Here is a 13003-nt window from a genome sequence, read left to right as displayed (position 1 = left end):
CAGGTCATCGCCCATGCCATCACCCGTACCGAACACCCGGATTGCCCCGGTAACACCCCGAGCTTAGATTCGCCGGAAACGCCCTGGGTCCGATCTGCGCCCCCGCCGCCGGTCGCCTGCCGCGCTCCGCCCGGAGGTACCGGTGAAAGCCCCCCGCCCCCTGCCGTCCGCCGCCCTGCTCGCCGTCGCCCTCGTGCTGCCGTCCACCACCCCGGCGATCGGCGCCGAACCACCCCTCACACGGCCACGCCCCGCCACTCCCTCCCCCCTCTACCGGACCACCGACCTGGCGGTCTCCGGCCAGGGGGCCCACACGTACCGCATCCCGGCGCTGACCACGCTGCCCGACGGCACCCTCGTCGCCGCCTACGACCGGCGCAACGACAGCGCCGCCGACCTGCCCGGCGACATCGACGTCATGGTGCGGCGCAGCACCGACCAGGGGCGGACATGGAGCGCCCCGGAGGCGGTCGCCGATTTCGACGGCGGGGCGGGCGCCGGCGACCCCAGCCTGCTCACCGACCGGGAGACCGGCCGCGTCTTCCTCTTCCATGCCTCGGCTCCCCGGGGAGTGGGCTTCCGCTCCCCGGGCGCCGGCAACTCCCACGACAGCACCACCGTGCTGCACACCGACTACCGCTACTCCGACGACGGCGGCCGCACCTGGCGGGCCCGGCGCCTGACCCGGGACCTCAAGGACCCGTCGTGGCTCGGCATGTTCGCCTCGTCCGGCACCGGCATCCAGCTCTCGACCGGACGGCTGCTGCAGCAGTACGCGCTCCGCAAGGCGGACGGCAGCATGTGGGCGGCGAGCGCCTACAGCGACGACCACGGCCGGAGCTGGCGCCTGGGGACCCCCGTCGGGCCGCTGATGGACGAGAACAAGACAGTCGAGCTGGCCGACGGCCGCATCATGCTCAACAGCCGCACCAGCAGCACCCGAAGGCGACTGGTCGCCTTCTCCCACGACGGCGGGCTGACCTACAGCGCGCCGGCCGCGGACGACGCGCTGATCGACCCGGTCAACAACGCGGCACTGCTGCGCTACGCCCCCGACGCGCCGCCGGGCCGTGCGCGGTCGCACTGGCTGCTCTTCAGCAATACCGCGAGCACCACCGCTCGCGAGAACCTCACCGTGCGCGTGTCCTGCGACGACGGTCGCACCTGGCCGGTCGCCCGGGTCGTCTCCCCTGGCCCGGCGGCGTATTCGACGCTGACCCGGCTGCGGGACGGCACCTTCGGCCTGCTCTACGAGTCGGGGCCCTACCGGAAGATCACGTTCGCGCGGTTCGACGGTGCCTGGCTCGGGGTGAACTGCCCGACCGGGTGACGCCCGGACCGGCGGCCGGCCGGGTGAAGGGTGCGGTCACCCCGGCGGGCCGGACGGCAGATCACGCCGACGAGTCCTCGACGGCCGGCGGCCAGGCAGGACGGCTGCTGTCGGGGACCGCGGCCAGGGCGTGGCCGACCGTGGGGAAGCACGAGAAGACACCCAGCGACTGGGTGCCGATCAGCAGCCGCAGCATGCGTACGCCGAGGGACGCCAGCAGCAGCCGGCCCTCCAGCCGCCGACACAGCCACTCCAGGGCCAGCAGGCAGCTCAGCCCCCGCGAGTCACAGAAGCGCAGCGCCGTCAGATCGAGCACCAGAAAGCGGTGCCCCGCCGAGACCACCGCCCGCGCCTCGGCCAGGAACGCCTGTTCGGTGCGGAGGTCCAGCTCTCCGCTCACGCGCAGGACCGCGCACTGCTCCTCCTGCACGATCGCAGTGACCGCCAACGACCGCATTTCCGCACTCATGCCGTCCAGACTAAGCGCACTTTTCCTTCACACGATCGGTCCGGGCCGTCGGCGTACCCGGTCCGCCTCCGTTTTCCGGCTGCTCCGCGCGGGGACCACGCGGTACTCCGAACGGGTGACACCGGCCGTGTGGCAGGCGGGCAGACGGGCGCGCGGAACGCCTCTGGCGGCCGTACGGGCTCCGCGACGGCCGTGGCGCCGGTCCGGCGGGCCACCGGAGCGGTCAGAAACGGGCAAGTTTTTCCCTGCTGCGGGCATGAACAGGCGACTCCACGCTTGCTATAAACCTTCATGCGGGCAGAAACGGGCAGGCCCGTGACCGTACGGAACGTGAACATGGCGTGGACAGGACCGCGGACATGACACGGAGAGGGCGAGGGAGCACGCACATGAGGGCCGAGGAACGTCAGCACCGCATCCTCGTGCTCGCACGGCAGTCGGGCCGGGTCGAGGTCGCCGACGCGGCGGAGGAATTCGCGGTGTCGCGGGAGACCGTGCGGCGCGATCTGAGCGAACTGGAGCGCCGCGGGCTGGTCCGGCGTACCCACGGCGCGGCCTACCCGGTCGAGAGCGCCGGCTTCGAGACCACACTCGCCCGCCGTGAGACCCAGCAGGTGGCGGAGAAGAGGAGGATCGCCGCGGCGGCCGCCCAACTGGTCGGCGAGGCCGAGACGGTCTTCGTCGACGAGGGCTACACCCCCGAGCTGGTGGCCATGCTGCTGCCCACCGACCGTCCACTGACCGTCCTGACCGCCTCGCTGCGGACCGCCTCACTGGTCTCGGCGTCCGATTCCACCACCGTGCTGCTCGCCGGCGGCCGGGTCCGCTCCGGGACGCAGGCGACGGTGGGGTCCTGGGCCCGGGACATGCTGGCGCGGTTCGTGATCGACCTGGCCTTCCTGGGCGCGAACGGCGTCTCCCGCGAGCACGGCCTGACCACCCCCGATCCCGCGGTCGCCGATGTGAAGGCGCAGGCCGTCCGCTCGTCGCGGCGGCGGGTCCTGGTCGGGGTGCACAGCAAGTTCGGCGCGAGCAGTTTCTGCCGGTTCGCCGAGGTCGGCGACTTCGACACGATCGTCACCGACGCCGGCCTCTCCGCGCCGGAGGCCCACCGCTACTCCCTCCTGGGGCCGCAGGTGCTCCGGGTCTGACCGGGCAGGGGCCGCCCGGGACGACCGGCCCCGTGAAGACGCACCACCGCACACCGCCGCAGGCCGCACCCGGCCCGCGGACGGTCCCCCGAGCATGCCCTCAACCGCGCGGCACACCCCGCAGAAGACGCGCGAACGCACCCACCACGGACCGCTCCCCGCTTCCGGCCCCCCGCCGGGAGCGCGACGGATCCACCCCGGATGTCCCAGAAAGGTACGAGCCGTGAGAGCACGATCCCCCGGACGAGGCCGCGCAGGCCGCGTCATATGGCCGACCGCGGCCGCCCTGGTCCTGTCGCTGTCCACCGCCGGCTGCTACCGCGGCGCCGGCGACGCGGGCAACGAAGGCGCCGACACCATCAACGTCCTGATGGTCAACAACCCGCAGATGGCGGACCTGCAGCGGCTGACCGCCGAGCACTTCACCCGGCGGACCGGCATCAAGGTCAACTACACCGTGCTGCCCGAGGACGACCTGCGCGACAAGATGAGCCAGGATTTCTCCAGCCAGGCCGGGCAGTACGACGTCGCCAGTGTCAGCAACTACGAAACCCCGATTTACGCCCGCAACGGCTGGCTCTCCCCGCTCGGCCGGCGCGCCGCGAAGGACCCGGAGTTCGACCAGAAGGACATCCTCGAACCGGTCCGCGCCTCGCTCACCGCCGACGACGGCGAGGTCTACGCGGAGCCGTTCTACGGCGAATCGTCGTTCCTGATGTACCGCAAGGACGTGCTGAAGGCCGAGGGCCTGACCATGCCGGCGCGGCCGACCTGGCACCAGGTCGCCGCACTGGCCGCGAAGCTGGACGGGGCCCGTCCGGGCATGAAGGGGATCTGCCTGCGCGGCCAGCCCGGCTGGGGGCAGCTCGCCGCGCCGCTTTCCACCGTCGTCAACACCTTCGGCGGCACCTGGTTCACCAAGGACTGGCAGGCCCGGCTCGACGGTCCGCGGTTCACCGAGGCCACCCGCTTCTACGTCGACCTGGTACGCAAGCACGGCCAGTCCGGGGCACCGCAGGCCGGCTACACCGAATGCCTCAACGACATGCAGCAGGGCAAGGTCGGCATGTGGTACGACGCGACCGCCGGAGCCGGGTCGCTGGAGAGCGCCGACTCCAAGGTCGCCGGAAAGGTCGGCTACGCGCCGGCACCCGTCGAGCGGACGCGCAGCGCCGGCTGGCTCTACACCTGGGCGTGGGGCGTGCAGAAGGCCAGCACGCATCAGGACGCGGCGTGGCAGTTCATCCGCTGGGCGTCGGGCAAGAAGTACGAGCGGCTGGTGGGCCGGGAACTGGGCTGGTCGAGGGTGCCGGCCGGAAAACGGGCGTCCATCTACCGCGACCCGGACTACCGCGAGGAGTCCGGCGCCTTCGCCGGGGCGACGGAGCGGGCCATCCGCTCGGCCCGGCCCGACGATCCCGGCGTGCAGCAACGCCCCGCTCCCGGCATCCAGTTCGTCGGCATCCCCGAGTTCTCCGATCTGGGCACCAAGGTCTCGCACGAGGTGAGTTCGGCCATCGCAGGCAAGCAGAGCGTGCCGGAGGCCCTGAAGAAGAGCCAGCGGCTGGCGCAGGAGGTGACCGATGCGTACGCAGACCACTGAACCGCCCCGGACCGTCGAGACCGCAGGACCGCCGTCCGGCGGTCCGGCGGCGCGTGCCCGGCGCACGGAGCGGGCGAAGGACTGGGCCCGCCGCGCGCCACTGCTGCCCGCGCTGGTCTTCCTGATCATCGTGACCCAACTGCCGTTCCTGGCCACCGTGGTGATCTCCTTCGTCCGGTGGAACGCGCTGGCCCCCGACAACCGCGGCTTCGCCGCCTTCGACAACTACCGGGCGGTTGTCACCGACCCCGCGATGCGCGAGTCGGTGGTCACGACAGTGGTGCTGACGGTGACCGTGGTGCTGGTGAGTCTGCTGCTGGGGCTGGGCCTCGCACTGCTGCTGGACCGCGGGTTCCGCGGCCGCGGCCTCGTCCGCACCCTGCTCATCACACCGTTCCTGGTGGTTCCCGTCGCCTCCGCGCTGCTGTGGAAGCACGCGCTCTACAACGCCTCGTACGGGCTGCTCAACGGCTCCCTGACGTGGATCTGGGGCCTGTTCGGCAGTGACGATCCGCCGCAGCCGGACTGGATGACCGACTCCCCGCTCGCCGCGGTCGAGGTGTCGCTGATCTGGCAGTGGACGCCGTTCATGATGCTGATCCTGCTGGCCGGGCTGCAGAGCCGGCCGACGGACGCGGTCGAGGCGGCCCGGATGGACGGCGCCTCCACCTTCGACATCTTCCGCTATCTGACCCTGCCGCATCTGCGGCGCTATCTCGAACTGGCCGCCCTGCTGGGCACCGTGTACGTGGTGCAGAACTTCGACGCGGTCTTCACCATCACCTCGGGCGGGCTCGGCACCGCGAACCTGCCGTACACCATCTACCAGACCTTCTACCAGGCCCATGACTACGGACGGGCGTCCGCGCAGGGCGTCGTCGTCGTGCTGTGTTCGCTGCTGGTGGCGACCTTCGCGCTGCGCGCGGTGTCGTCCCTGCTGCGCGAGGAGGCCACCCGATGAGCAGCGCACCCCTGACCTTTCGCCGGCCTGGGCGACCGGCCCCACCGGCCGCGCGGCGCCGCCGGCACACCGGCGGTCTGCTGGGCCTGGTGGCCTGGCTGTGCGGGATCGCCTTCTTCCTGCCCGTCGCCTGGATGGTGCTGACGTCCTTCCACAGCGAGACGGACGCGGCGACCAACCCGCCGAGCGTCGGCGCGGGCCTGAGCCTGCACGGCTACCGGGAGTTCTTCGGCGCGGGCACCGGTATCAGCCCCTGGCCACCGCTGATCAACTCCTTCACCGCCTCGGTCGTCTCCACACTGCTGGTGCTGGCACTGGCCATACCGGCGGCGTACGCGCTGTCGATCAAACCGGTGCGCAAGTGGAGCGATGTGCTGTTCTTCTTCCTCTCCACCAAGATGCTGCCGCTGGTGGCCGGTCTGCTGCCGATCTATCTGGTCGCGCAGAACACCGGGCTGCTCGACAGCATCTGGCTGCTGGTCATCCTCTACACCTCGATGAATCTGCCGATCGCGGTGTGGATGATGCGCTCGTTCCTCGCCGAGGTCCCGGTGGAGATGCTGGAGGCCGCCTCCATCGACGGTGCGGGGCTGACCACCACCCTGACCCGCATCGTCGCGCCGGTGGCCATGCCGGGCATCGCTGCCACCGCCCTGATCTCCTTCATCTTCAGCTGGAACGAGCTGCTGTTCGCCCGGGTACTGACCGGGATCGTGGCGGGTACCTCACCGGTCTTCCTGACCGGATTCGTCACCAGCCAGGGCCTGTTCCTGGCCAAGGTGTGCGCCGCCGCCACCGTCATCTCCCTCCCGGTGCTCATCGCCGGGTTCGCCGCCCAGGACAAGCTCGTCCAGGGCCTTTCGCTTGGAGCCGTGAAATGAAAGCCGCAGTGATCAGCGCACCCGGCAAGGTCGAGGTCACCACCGTGGAGGACCCCACCCCCGGGCCCGGGGACGTCGTCGTCGCCGTCGCCGCCTGCGGGCTGTGCGGCACCGATCTGCACATCCTCCAGGGCGAGTTCGCGCCCACGCTGCCGGTGGTGCCGGGGCACGAGTTCGCCGGCACGGTCGTCGCGACCGGCAGTGGGGTCACCGGGCTCGCCGAGGGCGACCGGGTCGCGGTCGATCCCTCGCTGTACTGCTTCGCGTGCCACTACTGCCGCATCGGCCGCAACAACCTCTGCGAGCGGTGGGCCGCGATCGGGGTGACCACCGCGGGCGGCGCCGCCGAGTTCGCGGTCGCACCCGCCGCGAACTGCGTGAAGCTGCCCGACCACATCCGCACCGAGGACGCGGCGCTGATCGAGCCGCTCTCCTGCGCGGTGCGCGGCTACGACATCCTGCGCTCCCAGCAGCTGGGCACCCAGGTCCTGATCTACGGGTCCGGCACGATGGGCCTGATGATGCTCGAACTGGCCAAGCGCACCGGGGCCGCGGGCGTCGACGTCGTCGACATCAACCCCGAGCGCCTGGCCACCGCCCGCACGCTGGGCTGCAGCAACGCGGCGGGATCGGCGGACGAGCTGGACCGGCCGCGGGGCTGGGACGTGGTCATCGACGCCACCGGCAACGAGCGCGCCATCCAGGACGCGCTGGGGCGGGTCGGCAAGGGCGGCACCTTCCTGCAGTTCGGCGTGGCCGACTACGCCGCCCGCGCGGTCATCGAGCCGTACCGCATCTACAACCAGGAGATCACCATCACCGGGTCGATGGCGGTGCTGCACAGCTACGAACGCGCCGCCGAGCTCTTCGCGGCCGGCGCGCTGGATCCGGAGATCTTCATCAGCGACCGCCTTCCGCTGGACGGATACGCGGAGGCGCTCGACCGGTTCAAGGCGGGACAGGGCAGGAAGATCCAGATCCAGCCGTAAGCGGTGGGGGGCACCGGCGCCGTCCTCGGGCCCGGCCGACACCACAGCCGGCCCGGACGGCGCCCGCCCTCACCGGTCCGCGAGGTGCGCGGCCAGCCGTTCCAGGAAGACCCGCTGGCCGGCCACCATCCGCTCCCGGGCGCGGTCCGGGGAGAACCACGCCACCCGGTCGATCTCCGGGAAGCTGCGCTGTTCCCCGGAGCCTCTTGGCCACTCCATGGTGAAGGTGCCGGGCACGACGCGGTCCGGGTCGAGGTCGCTCTCGACGGCCCACACCGTGACGACCTTGCCGCCGGACTGCCGGGTGTCGCCCAGCGGGACGTACGGGCCGTCCGGGGGCGGCAGCCCGAGCTCTTCCTCGAACTCCCGCCTGGCCGCCGCCCGCGGCTCCTCCGGCGGGAGGTACTCGCCCTTGGGCACGGACCAGGCACCCGCGTCCCGCCGCGCCCAGAGCGGGCCGCCCATATGGCCCAGGAGCACTTCGACCTCGCCGCCGTCACCGCGGAACAGCAGCAGTCCGGCACTTCGCTTTCCCGCCATGGCCCCAGTCTGCCCGGCCCGCCCGTTCCCGGCCGGGAACCGCCGGGAAGTCTCCGGTGGGCCTACGCCGCCCCGTCGGCATGCGCGGCGAGCACGGTCTCCACCGTGTCCGCCTCGGCCGCCGTCTTGTCCTCCCGGTAGCGCAGCACCCTGGCGAAGCGCAGGGTCACCCCCGCCGGATAGCGCGAGGACGTCTGGAGGCCGTCGTAGGCGATCTCCACGACGAGTTCCGGCCGCACGGTCACGACATGGCCGCTCTCCTCCACGGCCAGTTCCTGCAGCCGCCCGGTCTGCCAGGCGAGGGTCGCGTCGGTCAGGCCCTTGAAGGTCTTGCCGAGCATCACGAACCCGCCGTCCGGGGCCCGCGCGCCGAGATGGAGGTTGGACAGCTTTCCGGTACGCCGGCCGTGTCCCCATTCCGCTGCGAGAATGACCAGGTCCAGCGTGTGCACCGGCTTCACCTTCAGCCAGGAGGCACCCCTGCGGCCCGCGCTGTACGGGGCGTCCAGGCCCTTGACGACGACACCCTCGTGCCCGCGCCGCAGGGTCCTGCTCCAGAACTCCTCCGCCGCGGCACGTTCGGTACCGTCCGCCGGGTCCCGGACCACCGTGCGGCGCACCCGCAGATGCTCGGGCACCAGTGCGGCCAGCTCCGTGTGCCGCTCGGCGGCGGTCAGGTCGAGCAGGTCACGGTCGTCGAGGGAGAGCACGTCGAAGAACACCGGGGACAGGGGCAGCGCGGCCTGCGCGGCGGCGACGTCGACCCGTGAGCCGAAGCGGCCCGCGACGCGCTGGAAGGGCACCGGGCGGCCGTCGGCGTCCAGGGCGATCACCTCGCCGTCCAGGATGAAGCGGCCCACCGGGAGGTCCCGGGCGACGGCGGTGACCTCCGGCAGCCGGTCGGTGACCTCGTCCAGGGTGCGGGTGTAGATCCGCACGTCCGCACCGTCCCGGTGCACCTGCACCCGGATGCCGTCGAGCTTCTCCTCCACGGCGCACGCCCCCAGCTTGTCCACCGCCTCCCCCACGCTCCCGGCGCTGTGCGCCAGCATCGGCCCGACCGGACGCCCGACGGTGAGCCGGAACTCCGCCAGCGCCCCCGGCCCCTCGGCCAGCAGCGCCCGCGCGACGTCCTGCAGTGAGCCCGCCAGCATCACGGCGCGCCGCACGTCCGCCGCGGGCGCGTCCGTCGCGGCGGCGAGCCCCTCGACGGCCAGGGCGTCGAGGGCGCCCTGGCGTACCTCGCCGGTCAGCAGCCCGACCAGGAAGCGCTGCTCCTCCTCGGTCGCCACCCCCATCAGCTCCTGGACCAGCCGCCGGCGCTCGGCCTGCGCTCCCGTGCCCGAAACCTCCGCCAGCGCGTCGAGCGCCGCATCGACGTCGTGCACCGTCAGGGTGGGGGTCGACGCGGCCGCCACGGGCTCGCGCAGGACACTCCACCCGATCCCGATCCGTCCCTGCGGCAGCCGCCCGGCGAGGTAGGGGATGACCACCGGTACGTCCTCCGGGGCGGCGTCCCGGAAGAGCCCGGCCAGCAGCGCGGTCTTCCGCGACCGCGCCGAGGTCCCCGCGACGTCCTTCGACACCCGTGCAAGCTCGGCCAGCAACATACGGTCATCCTGCCCCCGCGGTGCCGTCCTCGCCCCCTGCGCGGGACGGCTCCGACGCGTCCATGGGGGCGGACTTCCGGTGCGTTCGAACCCCTCGTGCTCCCCCCACTCACGGCCGTGAGCCCACGGGCTACGTCACGGTGGGCTGGACGGTCGGTGCCGCCGGCTCGAAGCCGGCCAGCATCTGCTCCAGGCCGCGCTGGTCCGGGCCGACGAACGGGTCGGCATCCGGCGCGTCGGCGAGCATGTCGAGGAACTCCTTTCCGCGCCCCGTGGAGGGCGGCAGGTGGGTGCTGAGGATGCGCACGGGATTCATCGCGCGCAGCGGTCCGGCCGAGGCGAGGAACGCCGCGGGGTCGGTCATGTGCACCCAGGGACTGTCGACCGTCGCCCACAGGAGCTGAGCGTCCCGGAGGTCGTCAGCCGGGACGTTCGCCACGTCGTCACAGGTGGCGAGGTCGGAGCTGGGCATGGGCGCCCCGAAGCAGTCGGAGCTGAAGCAGGTGTGCGAAGCGGTGTCGAAGAAGCCCACGGTCGCCGGATTGTCGAACAGCGGCGGTCGGAAACCGACCAGCGTCCGGTCACCCACATCGAGGCTCTGCCCGGGGTTGAGCAGGTGGACCCGGTCCATCGGCAGCGGGCGCTCGGTCGACATGATCCCCGCGCCCAGGAAGGTGGTCACCACCCTCGCCTCGGGGGCGGCGGCGAGAAGCTCGAAGAGGGCTCCGGTGTGGTCCCGGTCCGGATGGGTCAGCCAGATCCACCGCACGTCGCCGACGTCGACCGCGGAAGCGAGCGCGTCCATGAAGCCCCGCTCGGGCAAACTGAGCCCGGTGTCGACGACGACGGGCTCCGCGGCGTGCAGCACGAACGCGTTCACCGTCAGAAAGCCGATTCCGGGTATGGGCAGGTGATCGTTGAGGACGGTGACGTCCCGTCCCAGCCGGTGGATGAACATGCCAGGCCTCCTCGCCCCCCGACGGCTGCCACGGACCGGTTGTTCGCTCGGCGCCACTCCCCGGGGCCGAGTCTTCTCCGCGTCCACCCCGGGATACAAGGCCCTACCGGTACATACCTGCGGATACCGGCATTTACATGTACGCGCCCGCTACCTGGACGGCGCCGGCGTGACCTGGCAGTACCGTGACGCCCGCCACCAGCACCTTCGCCACTTCTGCCCGCACGTCGTCAAGATCCGTGCTACGTTCATATCAGTTGCAGTTTTGGTACCCATGACTTTGTGTGCGCCTGACGGGCAGTGACCCGCGGGCGCATTTTTTGTTGCCGGTCATCTCCGGATGGGCTCATCAGCGACTGAGGACCCACACCAGGTGGGTCCTGGCACTCCCTATCGAAAGAGATTTCACATGGCGACTGGCACCGTGAAGTGGTTCAACGCGGAAAAGGGCTTCGGCTTCATCGAGCAGGACGGTGGCGGCGCCGACGTCTTCGCCCACTACTCGAACATCCAGGCCCAGGGCTTCCGCGAGCTTCAGGAAGGCCAGAAGGTCAGCTTCGACGTCACGCAGGGCCAGAAGGGCCCCCAGGCGGAGAACATCGTCCCGGTCTGACCAGGACAGCAGTACCACCGGGTCCCGCACCTCACCGGTGCGGGACCCTCCCGTCGGACCGACGGCCCGGCGGGGCACCCTTCAGGGCGCCCCGTACGACGGCCTCGCAGCACCCGGCAGCGGACAATGACGTTCCGCTTCACCGACCGGCAGCGCAGCACCGCGACTGTCCGGTCCCCGGTCCGGCTCTTCGACCGCCGCATTCCCGGCGGCCGCCGACCGTTTTTCGAGGCTCCGGAAACGAGGACTTCACCGTCCCGCTCCGGTCTCCACTCTTCCGGCTCGTTCTTGCGATTCTCCGTGCGGCTTCCGTCCGCCGGGTCTCCCTCGATACGCGCCGCATCGAGGAAGGTTCCGCATGAACCCCAGCACCCGCTCCAATGACCGCTCCGCCCGCTCCGGCGGCTCCCGCTCCGGCGGCTCCGGCGGCTCCCGTTCCGGTGGCTACGCCGGCCGCTCCGGCGGCAACGGCTCCGGTGGCTCCGGCGGCCGATTCCGCTCGCAGGGCCCGCGCCGTCCCAAGGCGGCCGCGCCCCAGGGCGAGTTCGCGCTGCCCGTCACCGTCACCCCGCCGCTGCCCGCCGTCGAGACGTTCGCCGAGCTGGACATGCCGGCGCCCCTGCTGTCGACCCTGGCACGGCTCGGTGTGACCGAGCCGTTCCCGATCCAGGGGGCGACGCTGCCCAACTCCCTCGCAGGCCGCGACGTGCTGGGCCGCGGACGCACCGGATCGGGCAAGACCCTCGCCTTCGGACTCGCCCTGCTGGCCCGCACCGCCGGCCAGCGCGCCGAGCCCCGCCGGCCGCTCGCACTCGTCCTGGTGCCCACCCGCGAACTGGCCCAGCAGGTCACCGACGCCCTCACCCCGTACGCCCAGGCCCTCCACCTGCGGATGGCCACGGTCGTGGGCGGCATGTCCATCGGTCGCCAGGCCGGCGCGCTGCGTGGCGGCGTCGAGGTCGTCGTGGCCACACCGGGCCGCCTCAAGGACCTCATCGAGCGCCGCGACTGCCACCTGGACGAGGTGAAGATCACCGTCCTGGACGAGGCCGACCAGATGGCCGACATGGGCTTCATGCCCCAGGTCACCGAGCTGCTCAACCAGGTCCGCGAGGACGGCCAGCGGATGCTGTTCTCCGCCACCCTCGACCGCAACGTCGACAAGCTCGTCCGGCGCTTCCTCAACGACCCCGTCGTGCACTCCGTCGACCCCTCCGCCGGCGCGGTCACCACGATGGAGCACCACATCCTGCACGTCCAGGGCGCGGACAAGCACGCCACCACGGTCGAGATCGCGGCCCGCGACGGCCGGGTGATCATGTTCCTGGACACCAAGCACGCCGTGGACCGCCTCACCAAGGACCTGCTCGCCAGCGGTGTCCGTGCCTCCGCGCTGCACGGCGGCAAGTCCCAGCCGCAGCGCAACCGCACCCTGACGCAGTTCAAGACCGGCCACGTGAACGTGCTGGTGGCCACCAACGTCGCGGCCCGTGGCATCCACGTCGACAACCTCGACCTCGTCGTCAACGTCGACCCGCCCACCGACCACAAGGACTACCTGCACCGCGGTGGCCGCACCGCGCGCGCCGGCGAGTCCGGCAGCGTCGTCACCCTCGTCCTGCCCAACCAGCGCCGCGAGATGACGCGCCTGATGACGACCGCCGGCATCACCCCGCAGACCACCCAGGTCCGCTCCGGCGACGCCGAACTCAACCGCATCACCGGCGCCCAGGCCCCCTCCGGCATCCCCGTCATCATCACCGCCCCGGTCACCGAGCGCCCCAAGCGCAGCGCCTCCTCCTCGCGAGGCCGGCGCAGCCGCCCCGCACAGGCCCGCCGCGCGGGCGGCGGGGACCGTTCGGCGCCGCGCAGGAACGCCGCCACTTCCTGAGCCCCCG

12 protein-coding genes are annotated in these 13003 nt (G+C 71.7%); 8 read left to right on the top strand and 4 right to left on the bottom strand.

The genetic code is table 11. The features are described from left to right. Positions 1–142 precede the first annotated feature (142 nt). Entirely contained in the window at positions 143–1330 is a 1188-nt protein-coding gene (locus ACGFZW_RS28625) for an exo-alpha-sialidase (RefSeq protein WP_393896126.1), read from the top strand. 61 nt (positions 1331–1391) lie between these two features. On the opposite strand, the gene ACGFZW_RS28620 is transcribed toward ACGFZW_RS28625, so the two are convergent. Next, positions 1392–1799, bottom strand: a complete 408-nt coding sequence (locus ACGFZW_RS28620; RefSeq protein ID WP_393896125.1) for an STAS domain-containing protein — start codon at positions 1797–1799, stop codon at positions 1392–1394. A 389-nt stretch (positions 1800–2188) separates the two neighbouring features. Between ACGFZW_RS28620 and ACGFZW_RS28615 the strand changes: the two genes are divergently transcribed. The 5 genes from ACGFZW_RS28615 (at position 2189) to ACGFZW_RS28595 (ending at position 7384) form a co-directional block, all read left to right on the top strand. After that, complete coding sequence (locus ACGFZW_RS28615) at positions 2189–2950, top strand: DeoR/GlpR family DNA-binding transcription regulator (RefSeq protein ID WP_393896124.1); 762 nt, start codon at positions 2189–2191, stop codon at positions 2948–2950. 223 nt (positions 2951–3173) lie between these two features. Then, complete coding sequence (locus ACGFZW_RS28610; RefSeq protein WP_393896123.1) at positions 3174–4553, top strand: ABC transporter substrate-binding protein; 1380 nt, start codon at positions 3174–3176, stop codon at positions 4551–4553. Beyond that, a complete protein-coding gene (locus ACGFZW_RS28605) occupies positions 4534–5514 on the top strand; it encodes a carbohydrate ABC transporter permease (RefSeq protein WP_393896122.1) in 981 nt (326 codons plus the stop codon). Before ACGFZW_RS28610 ends, ACGFZW_RS28605 begins: the two co-directional genes overlap by 20 nt. Further along, a complete protein-coding gene (locus ACGFZW_RS28600) occupies positions 5511–6395 on the top strand; it encodes a carbohydrate ABC transporter permease (RefSeq protein WP_393896121.1) in 885 nt (294 codons plus the stop codon). Before ACGFZW_RS28605 ends, ACGFZW_RS28600 begins: the two co-directional genes overlap by 4 nt. After that, positions 6392–7384 (top strand): zinc-dependent alcohol dehydrogenase family protein, encoded by a 993-nt coding sequence (locus tag ACGFZW_RS28595; protein ID WP_393896120.1) that lies wholly within the window; start codon positions 6392–6394, stop codon positions 7382–7384. Before ACGFZW_RS28600 ends, ACGFZW_RS28595 begins: the two co-directional genes overlap by 4 nt. Before the next feature lie 69 nt (positions 7385–7453). On the opposite strand, the gene ACGFZW_RS28590 is transcribed toward ACGFZW_RS28595, so the two are convergent. The 3 genes from ACGFZW_RS28590 to ACGFZW_RS28580 all read right to left on the bottom strand — a co-directional run bounded on the left by ACGFZW_RS28590 (position 7454) and on the right by ACGFZW_RS28580 (position 10492). Further along, positions 7454–7924: an NUDIX domain-containing protein gene (locus ACGFZW_RS28590; protein ID WP_393896119.1), complete on the bottom strand. Its 471-nt coding sequence runs from the start codon at positions 7922–7924 to the stop codon at positions 7454–7456. A gap of 62 nt (positions 7925–7986) precedes the next feature. After that, positions 7987–9534, bottom strand: coding sequence for an ATP-dependent DNA ligase (locus ACGFZW_RS28585; protein WP_393896118.1), 1548 nt, complete (start codon positions 9532–9534; stop codon positions 7987–7989). A 130-nt stretch (positions 9535–9664) separates the two neighbouring features. After that, positions 9665–10492 carry an MBL fold metallo-hydrolase gene (locus ACGFZW_RS28580; protein WP_393896117.1) on the bottom strand — a complete coding sequence of 276 codons (828 nt, stop codon included), beginning with the start codon at positions 10490–10492 and terminating at the stop codon, positions 9665–9667. A 409-nt stretch (positions 10493–10901) separates the two neighbouring features. On the opposite strand from ACGFZW_RS28580, the gene ACGFZW_RS28575 reads away from it, so the two are divergent. Then, entirely contained in the window at positions 10902–11105 is a 204-nt protein-coding gene (locus ACGFZW_RS28575; protein WP_393896116.1) for a cold-shock protein, read from the top strand. Between the two features lie 358 nt (positions 11106–11463). Then, positions 11464–12996 (top strand): DEAD/DEAH box helicase, encoded by a 1533-nt coding sequence (locus ACGFZW_RS28570; RefSeq protein ID WP_393896115.1) that lies wholly within the window; start codon positions 11464–11466, stop codon positions 12994–12996. Positions 12997–13003: the final 7 nt, after the last annotated feature.

This window comes from Streptomyces sp. NPDC048248 (assembly GCF_043201875.1).
In the GTDB taxonomy this organism is placed as follows: Bacteria; Actinomycetota; Actinomycetes; order Streptomycetales; family Streptomycetaceae; genus Streptomyces.
The sequence above is the reverse complement of the archived record's forward strand: the minus strand, read 5'-3'. Positions and strand labels throughout refer to the sequence as shown.

Excerpts from the sequence above, each read along its gene's own strand:
- ACGFZW_RS28620 (WP_393896125.1), bottom strand. The coding sequence starts at position 1,799 with ATGAGTGCGGAAATGCGGTCGTTGGCGGTCACTGCGATCGTGCAGGAG.
- ACGFZW_RS28615 (WP_393896124.1), top strand. The coding sequence starts at position 2,189 with ATGAGGGCCGAGGAACGTCAGCACCGCATCCTCGTGCTCGCACGGCAG.
- ACGFZW_RS28605 (WP_393896122.1), top strand. The coding sequence starts at position 4,534 with ATGCGTACGCAGACCACTGAACCGCCCCGGACCGTCGAGACCGCAGGA.
- ACGFZW_RS28600 (WP_393896121.1), top strand. The coding sequence starts at position 5,511 with ATGAGCAGCGCACCCCTGACCTTTCGCCGGCCTGGGCGACCGGCCCCA.
- ACGFZW_RS28595 (WP_393896120.1), top strand. The coding sequence starts at position 6,392 with ATGAAAGCCGCAGTGATCAGCGCACCCGGCAAGGTCGAGGTCACCACC.
- ACGFZW_RS28590 (WP_393896119.1), bottom strand. The coding sequence starts at position 7,924 with ATGGCGGGAAAGCGAAGTGCCGGACTGCTGCTGTTCCGCGGTGACGGC.
- ACGFZW_RS28585 (WP_393896118.1), bottom strand. The coding sequence starts at position 9,534 with ATGTTGCTGGCCGAGCTTGCACGGGTGTCGAAGGACGTCGCGGGGACC.
- ACGFZW_RS28580 (WP_393896117.1), bottom strand. The coding sequence starts at position 10,492 with ATGTTCATCCACCGGCTGGGACGGGACGTCACCGTCCTCAACGATCAC.
- ACGFZW_RS28575 (WP_393896116.1), top strand. The coding sequence starts at position 10,902 with ATGGCGACTGGCACCGTGAAGTGGTTCAACGCGGAAAAGGGCTTCGGC.
- ACGFZW_RS28570 (WP_393896115.1), top strand. The coding sequence starts at position 11,464 with ATGAACCCCAGCACCCGCTCCAATGACCGCTCCGCCCGCTCCGGCGGC.